Annotated in this window: 11 protein-coding genes and 1 pseudogene; 7 read left to right on the top strand and 5 right to left on the bottom strand. The window is 67.9% G+C overall.

From position 1 onward, the window contains the following. Window positions 1-566, top strand: a 566-nt coding sequence (locus VD964_RS24240; RefSeq protein ID WP_324871058.1) for a transposase, incomplete at its 5' end; no start/stop codon positions are given. Window positions 567-583: 17 nt separating this feature from the next. On the opposite strand, the gene VD964_RS24245 is transcribed toward VD964_RS24240, so the two are convergent. The 4 genes from VD964_RS24245 to VD964_RS24260 all read right to left on the bottom strand — a co-directional run bounded on the left by VD964_RS24245 (window position 584) and on the right by VD964_RS24260 (window position 6,750). After that, complete coding sequence (locus VD964_RS24245) at window positions 584-1,687, bottom strand: lactonase family protein (RefSeq protein WP_324871059.1); 1,104 nt, start codon at window positions 1,685-1,687, stop codon at window positions 584-586. 76 nt (window positions 1,688-1,763) lie between these two features. Next, a complete protein-coding gene (locus tag VD964_RS24250) occupies window positions 1,764-2,744 on the bottom strand; it encodes a Bug family tripartite tricarboxylate transporter substrate binding protein (RefSeq protein ID WP_324871060.1) in 981 nt (326 codons plus the stop codon). Window positions 2,745-2,785: 41 nt separating this feature from the next. Beyond that, a complete protein-coding gene (acnA, locus tag VD964_RS24255) occupies window positions 2,786-5,401 on the bottom strand; it encodes an aconitate hydratase AcnA (RefSeq protein WP_324871061.1) in 2,616 nt (871 codons plus the stop codon). A 44-nt stretch (window positions 5,402-5,445) separates the two neighbouring features. Further along, the gene (locus VD964_RS24260; RefSeq protein ID WP_324871062.1) at window positions 5,446-6,750 is read right to left on the bottom strand and encodes an MFS transporter; all 1,305 of its coding nucleotides are present in this window, start codon (window positions 6,748-6,750) and stop codon (window positions 5,446-5,448) included. 347 nt (window positions 6,751-7,097) lie between these two features. On the opposite strand from VD964_RS24260, the gene VD964_RS24265 reads away from it, so the two are divergent. The 5 genes from VD964_RS24265 (at window position 7,098) to VD964_RS24285 (ending at window position 11,909) form a co-directional block, all read left to right on the top strand. Next, window positions 7,098-7,997 carry a LysR substrate-binding domain-containing protein gene (locus tag VD964_RS24265; RefSeq protein ID WP_324871063.1) on the top strand — a complete coding sequence of 300 codons (900 nt, stop codon included), beginning with the start codon at window positions 7,098-7,100 and terminating at the stop codon, window positions 7,995-7,997. 214 nt (window positions 7,998-8,211) lie between these two features. Continuing rightward, on the top strand, window positions 8,212-9,246 hold the full coding sequence (locus VD964_RS24270; protein WP_324871064.1) for a zinc-binding dehydrogenase: 1,035 nt from the start codon (window positions 8,212-8,214) through the stop codon (window positions 9,244-9,246). Continuing rightward, window positions 9,233-9,919: a cupin domain-containing protein gene (locus VD964_RS24275; RefSeq protein ID WP_324871065.1), complete on the top strand. Its 687-nt coding sequence runs from the start codon at window positions 9,233-9,235 to the stop codon at window positions 9,917-9,919. Before VD964_RS24270 ends, VD964_RS24275 begins: the two co-directional genes overlap by 14 nt. Window positions 9,920-9,933: 14 nt before the next feature. Then, window positions 9,934-11,049, top strand: a complete 1,116-nt coding sequence (locus VD964_RS24280; protein ID WP_324871066.1) for a flavin monoamine oxidase family protein — start codon at window positions 9,934-9,936, stop codon at window positions 11,047-11,049. Further along, entirely contained in the window at window positions 11,046-11,909 is an 864-nt protein-coding gene (locus tag VD964_RS24285; RefSeq protein ID WP_324871067.1) for a VOC family protein, read from the top strand. Before VD964_RS24280 ends, VD964_RS24285 begins: the two co-directional genes overlap by 4 nt. A 132-nt stretch (window positions 11,910-12,041) precedes the next feature. Here the strand turns inward: VD964_RS24285 and VD964_RS24290 are convergent, their stop codons facing one another. Further along, entirely contained in the window at window positions 12,042-12,407 is a 366-nt protein-coding gene (locus tag VD964_RS24290; RefSeq protein WP_324871068.1) for a hypothetical protein, read from the bottom strand. On the opposite strand from VD964_RS24290, the pseudogene VD964_RS24295 reads away from it, so the two are divergent. Then, window positions 12,406-13,374, top strand: a pseudogene (locus VD964_RS24295) (IS5 family transposase). The gene VD964_RS24290 and the pseudogene VD964_RS24295 sit on opposite strands and share 2 nt — an antisense overlap. Window positions 13,375-13,776: the final 402 nt, after the last annotated feature.

The following is a 13,776-nucleotide window of genomic DNA, read 5'->3' on the forward strand; positions in this document are numbered from 1 at the left end:
GGCGGCGCTTACTCGACCGGCTGTGCCGCACGTGGCGCATGGCATGCGGCGACACGGCCGAGCCGAGCACGGTGGTGATCGACAGCCGCACCTGCCCCTCGGCCCCGAGTTGTTTCGCGCGGGGCGTGGATGGCGGCAAGACGATCCGCGGCGTGAAGGTCAGCATCGCGGTGGAGAAGTACGGCCTCCCGCTGGCGATCGACGCCATGCCGGCCAACGTGCACGACACCAAGGGCATCGTACCGGTACTGCGCCAACTCGCTGGACGTGGGTTCCAAGGCCCCGCCATCGGCGATCTCGGCTATCGGGGTGAACGCTTGGCCAAAGCCGCGGAAGCGCTCGGCATCACCGTCCGGCCGATCGCCCGCGGCCGTGACGGCGTGTTCATCCCTACCGAGATCGCCTGGGTCGTGGAGCGCTCCTTCAGCTGGATCAGCCGCTACCGACGATTGAACACCATCGTCGAGCGGAAGAAGGAGCACCTCGTCGCGTTCGTCGAAATCGCCTTCATCTCCATCCTCTCCAGGCGCCTGAAGCGGCTCACGCCCCAGGAGGTCAGCGCATGACGTCTACGAACAGGTTCTTACAGTCGGTTTCGCTCACTGCCGAGGGGATTGAAGAGGATGCAAACTGGGCTGCCGGTGTGTGCCACGGTCGTTGGCGACGCCAGGGTTCCGGTGCGGAGATCGATACCGAATCCGACGATTTTGTCGCTGTCCTCATTGGCGACGAATAGGACGTCGTCCGCCGGGCTGAGCGCGAAGAACCGTGGTGTCCGTCCGCCGGTAGGCTGCCATCCAACGGCTGTGAGGCGGCCGGTGGCCTCGTCCACCGCGAAAGCCGCAACACTCTCGTGCCCGCGGTTGGAAGCCCAGACGAAGCGGCCGCTTGCCGACACCGCGATCTCCGCCGCCCGGCTGTTGCCGACGAAGCTGTCGGGCAGGGCGCTCAGCACCTGGATGGGGACGAGCTTTCCGGTTTCCGCATCGAAGCGGCAGGTGGTGACGGTGGAGTCGAGTTCGTTGACGACGTAGGCGAAGCGGTTGGTCGGGTGGAAGGCGATGTGGCGGGGACCGGCGCCCTCCCGCGCTTCGGCCGCGGCACCGTCCACCGCGGACAGCTTGCCGGTCGCCGCGTCGAGGCGGAAGACGAAGGTCAGGTCCAGTCCCTTGTCGGGAACCGCGATGAAGCGGCCGCTCCGGTCGAACTCGACCTGATGCGGCTTGGGGAACGGCTGCTCGTCCCGATGCGGACCAATCGTCCCGGCAAGGGTCACGAGGTCGCACAGTTTGCCGAGAGACCCATCCGCCGCAATCGGCAGGACGGCGAGCGATGAGGTGATGTGGTTGGCGACGACGACGAAGCGGTCGGTCGGATCGACGCAGAGATGGACCGGGTTCCTGCCCCCCGTCGCTTTCCGGTTCAGGAAGGCGAGTTCACCCGAAGCGGGATCGATGCGGAAGGCGCTGATCTCGCTGCAGTCGCCGTGCACGGCGTAGAGAAAACGGCGCCGCCGGTCGAAGCAGAGGAAGGACGGGTTGACGAGGTCGCGCAGCACCTGGACCGGAGCCCAAGCTGCCGCGGCCGGATCGACCCGGTAGACGCTGAGCCCCTCCCCACGCGCATTGCGTTCCCGGGTCGTCCGCGAACCGACATAGGCGTAGTACGGGGTGAGGGACTGTGGCATGGTTTCCGGCGCCTCCCGACGCCCGTTGCGGTTCATGTCGGCCGGACGGCCTTCGTTCGCAGATTGGGGCGCAAACTTACTTCGCAAGCCCGAGATCGGTGAGGACGCCTTCCATCTTCGCGCGATCCTCCTTGATAAAGGCCGCGAACTCGCCGGCCGGCTGGTAGAGGTCGGTCCATTTGCGCTTCGCCATGGTTTCCTTCCAGGCCGGACTTGCGACCATCCTGGCGACGGCATCGGTCAGCACCTTCAGGTCGGCGTCACGGATGCCGGGAGGCGCCATCAGGCCGCGCCAGTTGAAGAAGGCGACGTCGACCCCCTGCTCCCTGAGGGTCGGGATGTCGACGCCCGGCAACCTCTGTTCCGAGGTGATGGCGAGCACCCGCGCCTTGCCGTCGGTCGTGAGCGACTGGTATTCCCCATAGCCGCCGATCCCCACGGTCACATGGCCGCCCAGGATCGCGCCCAGCGCCTCGCCGCCGCCGGAATGCGCGATGTAGTTGATCCTGGCGGGATCGACCCCGACCGCCTTGGCGATGAGGCCGGCAACGATGTGGTCGGTGCTGGCGATGGAGCCGCCACCCCAGGACACCGAGCCCGGATCGCTCTTCAGCTTGGCGAGGAGGTCGCCCAAGGACTTGATCGGCGAATTCGCCGGGACGAAGAGGATCTCGTACTCCCCGACCAGCCGCGCAACGGGGGTGATGTCGTTGAGGGTGACCGGCGACTTGTGGGTGATGATGGCGCCCTGCAGTGTCTGCCCGGCGACCAGGATCGCATCGCCCCTGCGCTTCTTGGAGGTGACGAACTGGGCCAATCCGACGGTGCCGCCGGCGCCTGCGATGTTCTGCACCTGCACGCTCGCTGCGAGGCCGGCCTGCTGGAGCGCCGTCTGCATCGCCCGTGCGGTCTGGTCCCAACCGCCGCCGGGGTTGGCGGGAGCGATCAGCTCAAGCGACTTGACCTGGGCTCCGGCCGGCGGCGCGGCGGCGCTGGTCAGAGCGAAGGCGGCGGCGCCGAGCAGGCCGGCGAGCATCCGACGAGAAATGGCGGTCATGGTTTCCTCCCCTTGTTGTCCGTTGGTTTCGAAAGCCGTGGTCAATCGGCGAGGGCACGCCGAAGGATCATCGGGATCACCCCGCCGGCCTGGATGAGTGCGACGTCGAGCGCCGTCTCCAGCAGGGCCGTCGCCTCGCAGGTCTCGCTGCCTCCCGATGCGCGCTGCAGGACCACCCGGACACCGGCGCGCGGCACCAGCGTGGAGAGGACGGCGTGGATCTCCACACGATCGCCCGGTACCAGCCCCAGCGCCTCGGGCCGCCAGGACGCCGGCAGGCGCAGCGGCAGGACGCCCATGCCGACGAGGTTGGAGCGGTGGATGCGCTCGAAGCTCTGCGCCAGCACCGCCCGGATGCCCAGCAGCTGCGTGCCCTTGGCCGCCCAGTCGCGGGACGATCCGGTGCCATAGCGCTCGCCGGCGATCAGCACCGTGGGCAGCCCCGCCTTCGCATAACGTTCGGCGGCGAGCCAGACCGGCAGACGCTCGCCGTTGGGCGCGAAGACGGTGTGCCCCGGCGGACCGTCTGGGGCGAGGTGGTTGACGACCGTACGATTGGTGAACAGGCCGCGCAGCATCACCTCCCAATTGCCCCGGCGCGAGGCGTAGACGTTCAGATCCTGCGGATCGGCCCCCCGCGCGATCAGGTGCCGCCCGGCGTCGCTCGTCGGCGGAATGGCGCTGGCGGGGGAGATGTGATCGGTCGTGATGTCGTCCCCCAGCACCAGCAGCGGATGCGCGGTGAAGGACGGGGCCGGCGCCTCCTGCGGCCCGAAATTCACGAAGGGCGGGCGGCGCAGATATGTCGAGTCCGGATCCCAGGGGAAAAGCTGGGTGTCAGGCGCCTCCAGATCACGCCACAGGGGCGACGCCTCCGCCTCGGCATAGGCGGCGGCGACGTCATCCGGATCGATGGCGGCGGCCAGCGCCGTTTCGATCTCCTCCGAGGTCGGCCACAGATCGGCGAGCCGGACCGCCTCTCCATTGCTGCTGATGCCGAGCGGATCGCGGGTGACGTCCAGCACCGCCCGCCCGTTGAGCGCCCAGGCGATCACCAGGGGCGGCGACGCCAGCAGGGCGGAGATCAGCTGCGGATGCACACGGCCGGGGAAGTTGCGGTTGCCCGACAGCACGACGACCGGCTTGATGCCGCGGCGCTCCATAGCCTCGGCCACCACCGGCAGCAACGGCCCCGGATTGCCGATGCAGGTGGCGCAGCCATAGGCGGCGATGCCGAAACCCAGCGCCTCCAGATCCTCCAGCAGCCCGGCCCGTGCCAGACGCCGCGCCGTCGCCGGCGAGCCGGGCGTGAGCGAAGTCTTAACCCAGGCCGGCGGACGCAGACCCAGCCGCCGCGCCTTGCGCGCCAGAAGCCCGGCGGCGACCAGCAGGCCGAGGTCGGTGGTGTTGGTGCAGGAGGTGATGGCGGCGATGGCCACCGCATCCTCCGGCACCTCGTCGCCCTCCTCGGCCGGTTCCGCTCCGGCGAGGAGCGGCGCCATCACCGCCGGGACCTGTGCCGGTTCCAGCCGGTCGTGCGGGCGGCGCGGACCGGCCAGCGTCGGGCGCAATGCGGCGAGGTCGATAGTGATCGTCGCCGTGTAGCGCGGTGCGGCGTCTGGCTCGTACCACAGGCCGATGGCCTTGGCGTAGGTCTCGACCAGCGTCCGGTGCGTCTCGTCGCGGCCGGTGTCGCCCAGATAGGCCAGCGTGCGCCGGTCGATCGGAAAGAAGCCGGTGCTGGCGCCATATTCCGGGGCCATGTTGGCGAGGACCGACCGCTCTCCCGCCGACAGGCCGGCCACGCCGGGACCGAAGAACTCGACGAACTCGCCGGAGACGCCCAGCTTGCGCAGCCGCTCCGTCACCACCAGCGCCAGATCGGTGGCGAGCGCCCCCTCGGCCAAGCGCCCGTCCAGCCGCACGCCGATCACCTCGGGAACCCGCAATGCCAGCGGCACGCCGAACATGACCGCCTCGGCCTCGATGCCGCCCACACCCCAGCCCAGCACGCCGAGACTGTTGATCATCGGCGTGTGGCTGTCGGTGCCGACCAGCGTATCGGGCACCGCCCAGCGTTCGCCGTCCCGCTCCTCCACGGTCACGACGGTGGCGAGCCGCTCCATGTTGATGGTGTGCATGATGCCGGTGCCCGGCGGAAAGACGCGGAAGCCGCGCACCGTGTTGGCCGCCCATTTCATGAAGCGGTAGCGCTCGGCGTTCCGCTCCATCTCGCGGGTCATGTTGTGGCGCAACGCGTCCGGCCGGGCCGATACGTCCACCGCCACCGAATGGTCGGTGGAGGTCGCCACCGGACAGGCCGGGTTCAGCCGGACCGGGTCGCCGCCCGCCTCGGCCAGGGCATCCCGCATGGCGGCGATGTCGACCAGCGCCGGGCCGCAGGTGGTGTCGTGCATCAGGATGCGGCCAGGCGCGTAGGGGATCTCCGCCTCGCTCCGCCCGCTGTCCAGCCAGCCGAGCAGCGCCTGCCGTCCGGCCTCTGCCACGGCCGGATCACGCTGGCGCAGCACATTCTCCAGCAGGACGCGATGGCACCAGGGCATCCGCTCCAGCGCGCCGCCGGCCGCCTCATGCAGATTAATGTGCCGCAGCGTGCCGAAGGGGCCGTTCAAGATGGAGGTGAGGGGCTGAACCATGGGTGATCCCTGGAAAGGATGGGCTGGAAGACTGCGGAATTCGGTCAGGCGCGCTCTTCGAGGCGCATCAGCGCGGTCATCAGGAACGAGACGACCAGCAGGCCGCTGAGGAAGATCAGTCCGGCGGTGGCGCTGCCGGTGGCCCCCTTGACCAGACCGATCACATAGGGTCCGGCGAAGCCGCCGAGGTTGCCGATCGAGTTGATGACGGCGATCGACATCGCCGCAGTCGAGCGGGTCAGGAACAGCGACGGCAACGCCCAGAACGGAGCCTTGAAGGCATAGAGGCCGGTCAGCGCCGCGCTGATCAGCGCCATCGCCAGCCACGGCGTTCCCACTGTCCCGACCGCGGCCAGCGCCACGCCGGCCAGCAGAAGCGGCAACGCCGAATGCATCCTGCGCTCCCCAGTCCGGTCGGAATTGTGCGACCAGACGATCATCCCGACCGTCGCCAGCGCATAGGGCACCATGGCGATCAGCCCGACTTCGGTGTTGGATAGGGTGCCGGAGAAGCCCTTGATGATCTGCGGCATCCAATAGCCGATCCCCAGGCTGCCGGTCTGGTAGACGAAGTAGATCAGCGACAGGAACAGCACCTTCGGGTTCAGCATCGTGCGCAACGTGCTGAGGTGGCGGACGTTGGCGCGCGCCTTGCGGTCGGCGTCCAGTTCCTGGACCAGCCACGCCTTTTCCCGCGTGTCCAGCCATTTGGCCTGCTCCGGCCGGTCGACCAGGAACAGGAAGGTCGCGATGCCGCCCAGAATGGCCGGGCTGCCTTCCAGGATGATCATCCAGCGCCAGCCGCTGAGACCCAGCCAGTTGATGTTGTCCATCATCCAGGTGCTGAGCGGCGCGCCCATAAGGTAAGACACCGGGATCGCCGCTGTGAACAGCGCGATGGTCGTCGCCTGTTCCTTGGTTCGGAACCAGTGGGTCAGATAGACGATGATGCCCGGGAAGAAGCCGGCCTCCGCCACGCCCAGAAGGAAACGCAGCACATAGAGCTGCTCGGCCGTCTGCACGAAGGCGGTCAACACCGACACGATGCCCCAGCTGATCAGGATGCGGGCAATCCACACGCGCGCACCATAGCGGGCGAGCATGACGTTGCTCGGCACCTCGAACAAGAAATAGCCGATGAAGAAGATGCCGGAGGCGAAGCCGAAGGCTTCGGCGCCCAGAGCCAGCTCATGGTTCATCTGCAACGCAGCGTAACCGATGTTCGCCCGGTCCAGATACGAGATCACATAGAGCAAAAAGGTGAAGGGCACGATCCGCCATGTCACCTTGCGCACCACCTGTCGGCCGAAGGTTTTAGGCAGCGCGTCCTGCAGACAGTCCGCCGTCATGGCGTTTCTCCCTCATCGTTCCGTTCGCGCCGCCACGGTCCCGCCGGCTCGCGCGGGCCGGCGTCGGCGCGAGCATGGGATGCCGGCGAAGCCGTTCGCGGTTTGGGGGGCGGTGCGGCCGTTTCTGCAACGGCCTTGTTGCCGGACGCTACGAAATGCGTGGTGCACGGACAATTGGTGTTTCGCCAACCGACCCTTCGTGGTTCGTGAAGCCTGCGGCCCTGGAGGGACGGCGGCCGTTGACAGCGGCGAAGCCGAACCCGATGCTCGGCAATCGCTTCAGCGCTCTGAAGGCCATTTGGGCCGCTGCGGCTGAAAAGCCCCAGCATTACCGAAGGTGAAGGTTCATGCGCTTTGACCTGATCACGCTCAAGCTCTTCGTCGCCGTCGGCGAGGAAGCCAATCTGACGCGGGCGGCGGAGCGCGAGAACATCGTCCTGTCGGCGGCCAGCAAGAGGATCGCCGATTTGGAAGCGAGCGTCGGCATCGCCCTGCTGCGCCGCCATGCCCGCGGCGTCACACTGACCCCGGCCGGCCAGACCTTCCTGCATTACTCATGGCAGGTGTTGCAGACGCTGGCCCGCATGGAAGGGGAACTGAGCGATTTCACTATCGGGGTGAAGGGGCATGTCCGCATGCACGCCATCGCCTCGGCGATCTCGGAGTTTCTGCCCCGCGAACTCAATGGCTTCCTGACGCGCTACCCGATGGTCAAGATCGATTTGGAGGAACAGGTCGGCCCAGCCATCGTGCGGGCGGTGGCGGACCGGTCCGCCGACATCGGCATCATCACCGAGAACACCGCCGCCGAAGGGCTGGAACGCCTGCCCTATCATGTCGACCGCCTGGTCCTCGTCGTTCCGGACGGCCACCCGCTGGCCGAAAGGCCAGCCGTCCGGATGATGGAGACGCTGGACTACGATTTCATCGGGCCGCATCCCGACAGTTCGCTGCTGGCCGTCATCATGCGGGCCTCGATGGAGACCGGCAGTTCGATCAAGCTGCGCATCCAGGTCCGCAGCTTCGACGGGATGTGCCGGATGATTGAGGAGAATCTCGGCATCGGCATCCTGCCGTCGATGGCGATCGAGCATCAGATCGCCGCCGGCCGCATCCGCGCGATCCCTTTGGCCGAAGCCTGGGCGACGCGCCGCCTGTTCCTGTGCGTGCGTGATACGGCGTCCTTGCCGGTGAGCGCCCGGCAGCTGGTTCAGCATCTCGCGGCTGCGGCCGAACAGCCGGCTTGATGGCCTGGAACGATGTGCCGAGCATGGCGCCGCTTCATGATGCGGTTTCGGCGCACGCTAAAAGTCCGATGCAGGAAATTCATCGTTTGATGAAATAATGGCATTTTTGGTCATGAGCAGCGTCTGCTACGACCTGAGGGAAGCCCTCTGAAGCGCCGCCTTGACCACGGAGCGTGCGTGCGCAGGGCTTCGGCAAAAATCGGGGGGACGAAGGATGACGGCTACCTATCGCGCCATGGCGGTCACCGCTCCGGGCCGGCTTGAGCTTGTCGAAAAACCTATCCCGGTTCCGGCGGCGGGCGAGGTGCTGATCGCGGTCGAGGCCTGCGGCATCTGCGGGGCCGACCGCGGCGATGTCGAAAAGGCGGATCCCGCGCTGGGCCGGGTTCCCGGCCATGAAGTGGTCGGGCGGATCACCGTCCTCGGGCTGCAGGTGCCGTCGATCTGGACGGTCAGCCAGCGCGTCGGCATCAGCCGTTTCGGCGGGCACTGTGGCGATTGCCGGGAGTGCCGCCGCGGCAAGTTCCATCTGTGCCGGCAGCAGCCGGTGATGGGAGCAAGCCGCGACGGCGGCTATGCCGAGATGATGACTGCTCGCGCCACCGGCCTCGTTTCCATCCCCGATGACCTCTCCTCGCAGGAAGCCGCGCCGATCCTGTGCGCGGGCCTCGCCACTTTCAACGGGCTGAAGGCAGCCGGCGCCGGACCAGGCGACACCGTCGCCGTGCTCGGCATCGGCGGCCTTGGCCATATGGCGGTGCAATATGCCCGCCGGATGGGCTTCCGTGTCATCGCCATCGGTCGCGGGCAGGACATCGCCGCGGATGCCTTGACGCTCGGCGCACACCGCTATGTCGATACCGAACGGGAAGACGCCGCCGCCGTGCTGACGGGGTTGGGGGGTGCCGCAGCGCTTCTATCGACCGTCGGCGACATGGGCGTGGTCGCGGCTGTAATGCCTGGGCTCGCGCCGGAGGGGCGGCTGGTGCTGCTCGGCATCGGCAAGGATCCGCTGGCGGTGTCGACGGGACATCTGGTGGGCGGCGAGCGATCCATCGTCGGCTCGATCACCGGTTCGCCCTGGGACAATGAGCGGACGCTCGATTTCAGCGTGCTGACCGGCGCCCGCCCGTGGATCGAGACCCTGCCGCTGGCACGGGCCGACGAAGCGTTCCGCAGGATGCTTTCCGGCGACGTGAAGTTCCGGATGGTGCTGACCATGGGAGATTCCGCCGTTGCGCCTCAATGACGATCTGAGCCGGTCGGTCACCGTCCAGGCCGGCACGCTCGATTGGATGCCGAGCCCCATCGCCGGTGTCGACCGCCGGATGCTCTACCGCGAAGGCGGCGAGGTCGCCCGCGCCACCTCGATCGTGCGCTATGCCCCGGGCAGCGCCTTTCCCGCCCACCTCCATCCCGGCGGCGAGGAGATCCTGGTGCTCGACGGCACCTTCCAGGACGAGCATGGCGATTATCCGGCAGGAACCTATTTCCGCAACCCGCCCGGCACGCGCCACAGCCCCGCTGCGGCGGACGGCTGCACCATCCTGGTGCGGCTTTGGCAGTTCCGCGAAGGCGACTGCAAGCAGATCGTCCGCCGGCCCAACGAGGGCGAGGCGGCACCGTTGCGCGACCGCGCGGCGGTGGCACGGCTTCTCTTCGACGACGGCACCGAGCGGGTGGTGATCGAGGACTGGAAGCCCGGCGCGGCGGTAACGGTCCCCAACCGACGTGGCCTGGAACTGTTCATCATATCCGGCCACCTGATCCAAGAGGGCGAGGATCTCGCTCCCCACGGCTGGTGCCGGCTGCCGGCGGGCCACGACTTCGCCGCCGTCGTCGGACCGGAGGGCGCCAGCCTGTGGATCAAGGACGCGCCGTTGCAGCACCCCGACATCTTGCCAATTCCAGAACGCTCCTGAGAGGACACCAACCCATGACAGAGACACAGGTCGTCATTCTTGGCGGCGGACTTGCCGGGCTGAACGCGGCGCGACTGCTGCACCGGACCGGCATCGACTTTCAGCTTTATGAGGCCCGCGACCGGCTCGGTGGCCGCATCCTGACGGTGAATGCCGCCGGGGAGCCGGATACCGACGGCTTCGATCTAGGCCCGTCCTGGTTCTGGCCGGAGATGCAGCCCGCCATCGGCGCGCTGGTCGCCGAACTGGGCCTCGCGAGCTTCGGTCAGCACAGCAAAGGCGATGTGGTGTTCGAGCGGATGTCGCGCGAACGCCCACACCGCCTCCCCGGCCTTGACCAGGACCCGCAGTCGCTGCGCCTCGCCGGCGGCTCCGCCACGGTCATCCGCGCACTGACGGACTCGCTCCCGCCGGGCCGGGTTCGGACCGGCGCCCAGGCGGTCGCCTTGCGTCTTCTCGAAGGGGGTGTGGAGGTCACGCTGCGCCATGGCGATGGGCGTGAGGAGATGGTACGCGCCGCACAGGTCATCGCCGCCCTGCCGCCGCGCCTGCTGGAAAGCACGGTCGGGCTTTCCCCCGACCTGCCGCCGGAGACACGCCGGCTGTGGCGGGAGACGCCAACCTGGATGGCGCCGCATGCCAAGTTCTTCGCCGTCTATGACCGCCCGTTCTGGCGCTATGCCGGCTTCTCCGGCACGGCGCAGAGCATGGTCGGCCCCATGCCGGAAATGCACGACGCCACCACCGCATCGGGACAGGCGGCGCTGTTCGGCTTCCTCGGCGTCGGCGCCGCCGAACGCGCCCGCATCGGCGAAGCGGCGCTGACCACCGCTTGCCTCGCCCAGTTCGCGCGCCTTTTCGGGCCGGAGGCCACCCACCCGCGTGCGACCCTGTGGAAGGATTGGGCCGCCGACCCGCTGACGGCGACCGCTGCCGATCCGTCCTCCGCCGGTCACCCGGCGCCGGCCGAGAGCTGGGTGGATGGCCCGTGGCAGGAGCGACTCACCCTGGCCGGCAGCGAGGTCAGCCCACGTGAGGCCGGCTATCTCGCCGGAGCGGTGGAGGCGTCTGAACGCGCCGTGCAGGCGGTGAGCCGGCGGTTGCAGGACCCGACGGGAGAGCGGACATGAGGGCGCTGGGCATGACCGCATCCCACCGGCGGATTGACCATCTGGTCCTGGCGGTCCGGGACCTCGATTGCGCCGCAGCCTTCTACGAAAGCCTCGGCTTCCAGGTCGGCGCCCGCAACCGCCATCCCTGGGGCACCGAGAATCGTCTGGTCCAGTTCCGATCCTCCTTCCTCGAACTGATCACGGTGGGGGACGGCACTCTGATCCCGCCGCATGCCCCCGGACGCTTCAGCTTTGGCGCCTTCGTCCGCGACTATCTGGAGAGGCGCGAAGGCCTCGCCATGGTCGTGCTCGACAGCACCGACGCGTCGGCCGATGCGGCGGAGTTCGCGCGGACGGGGATCGGCCGGTTCGAGCCCTTCCATTTCGAACGCAAAGGCCGACGGCCGGACGGCGGCGAAATCGTCGTCGCCTTCTCCCTGGCCTTCGCGCTCGACCCGCGCCTGGCCGACACGTCCTTCTTCGTCTGTCAGCAGCACAATCCGGAGGCCTTCTGGAACCCTGCCTTCCAGCAGCACGCGAATGGCACCGCCAATGTCGCGTCGGTGACGCTGGAAGTCCCCGACCCGTCGGCACACGCAGAGTTCCTCGCCGCCTTCACCGGCGTCGCCGGACAAACCGGCGGCAAGCCGGGCATCGTCTTTCCGCTCCAAGCCGATGGCCGGCTGGTGGTCGCTCCAGACACCGGCGCCCCCGGCCACATGAGCTATCGGGTCGCGGTCACCGATCCGGCTGCCGTTGCCGAACACCTCGGCCGCCTGGGTCTCCCGTTCCAAACCGCCGACGATGTCGTGACCATCGGTGCCGATGCGGCTTTCGGTGTGGTGATCCAGTTCGGCGCATCCGAAAAGCCCCTTTGACGCCCCGGCGGAAGGCAGTGGACGGGCTCAACACCCGCCCACTGCCCTCTCCCATTGCCCTCGCCTCTTCAAGAGGGCAGCATGATAAGTGTCATCCTCGGCTTTGCGCGCTCTGGGACGGCATTCCTTCCCTCATGCCCGGATCCAGAAGGCCGGTTCATCGGCGATGAAGGCGAGAGCTTCATCAAGGTCGAACACCGCCCCGAAGGGTCCAGCCGGTCCCCAAGCCCCGCGCCGCCACCACAGAACTTCGACGCGGTTGGTCTCGCCCAGTGGCCGCAAGCGGGCAACTGGCGCGCCGGTGCGGGCGCTGAACAGTGAGTAGCCGCGGTTGTTCTGGCGGACGGTGAGGCCGCCGCGCGGCCAGGGATAGGTGGCAATCCGCGCAAGGACGGGGTCGGTCGTGGGCATCGCGATCACGCGTGCCAGCGTGTTGCACGGATAGCCAAGCTGAGGTAGGCGGGGGCTTCGCAGCTCGTATTCGGGATCGTCGACCATGCCGCACAAGGCCAACGCCGCCCGCCGGCACCACATTGCGCGTCCGAAACGACGAGTGACGAACTGGGCCGAGTACGATGCTTCCCTGCGCCAGCGCGGCAGCTTGACCGTCTGGTTCACCGAGGACGCAATCGCCCACTGGAAAGCGGCGCCGCGCACCACGCCGGACGGGCAGCCCAGCTAATCCAACCTGGCGATCACGACGGGGCTGATGCTGCGCGCCGTCTTCCATCTTGCACTGCGCCAGACGGAGGGGCTTGTCGCTTCCGTGCTGCAGTTGCTCGGGCTCGACCTGCCGGTGCCCGATCATTCCACTCTTGCCCGCCGCGCCCCCACAGTGACGCTGCCGGAAGCGCCGCGCTCAACCGGCGGGCCCCTTCACCTGCTGGTGGACAGCACCGGGCTGAAGCTGCGGGGGCCGGGCGAGTGGCTGATTGAAAAGCACGGCACCAGGAAACGGCGCTCCTGGAAAAAGTTGCATGTTGGCATGGAGGCGGCGAGCGGCCGGATCGTCGCCGCCACGCTAACCGACCGCGATGTTGATGACGCCGCTCAGGTTGGCCCCTTGCTCGACCAGGTCACCGGCCCGGTGGCCGCGTTCACCGGTGATGGCGCCTACGACCGGAGCGCCGTCTACACCACCATGCACGAGCGCCATCCCGAAGCGGCTGTGGTCGCGCCGCCTCGGGCGGACGCCGTGCTCAGCAACACCGCCTCGACCGCGCCCACGCAGCGCGACCACCACATCCGGGTGATCGCCGAGACCGGGCGCATGGCTTGGCAGCGGAGCAGCGGCTACAATCAGAGGGCAAAGGTCGAGGGACAGATCGGACGCTGGAAGCAGGTCCTTGGCGACGGCCTGCGCTTCCACACCGATCAGGCCCAGACCACCGAGGTCGCCATCGGCGTGCTCGTCCTTAATCGCATGCTCGATCTCGGACGCCCGGAGTCCGTCCGCCTCACCTGAGCAATGGCAGGGTCAGGGCGAACCCTGACATCCGCCACCTCCATGCAACACGCTGCCCCTCATCTGAACCTTGCGCATTCGAGGGAATGGTAACCAAAGCTAGCAAAGTCCAGACAACCGCATTCATCTCCATCTCCCGAATACCAACGCAAGAAACGGAGTGTGGCGTGTGGAGGGCCGCGCGATAGTCGCCATACAATATGTAATTGAGGGCGCGGCGAGATGACAGCAAGAGGTAATTTGACCCCATCAGCAATGGGTAGGCAGGAGTGGGCGATGCTGCTCGCCCTCGCCGTCCTCTGGGGCGGGTCGTTCTTCTTCAACGGCGTGGCCGTGCGGGAATTGCCTGCCCTCACCCTTGTCTGGCTCCGCGTCACGGTCGCTGCGGCCGCCCTCCTCGTG

Source organism: Azospirillum sp., from assembly GCF_035628975.1.
Classification (GTDB): domain Bacteria; phylum Pseudomonadota; class Alphaproteobacteria; order Azospirillales; family Azospirillaceae; genus Azospirillum.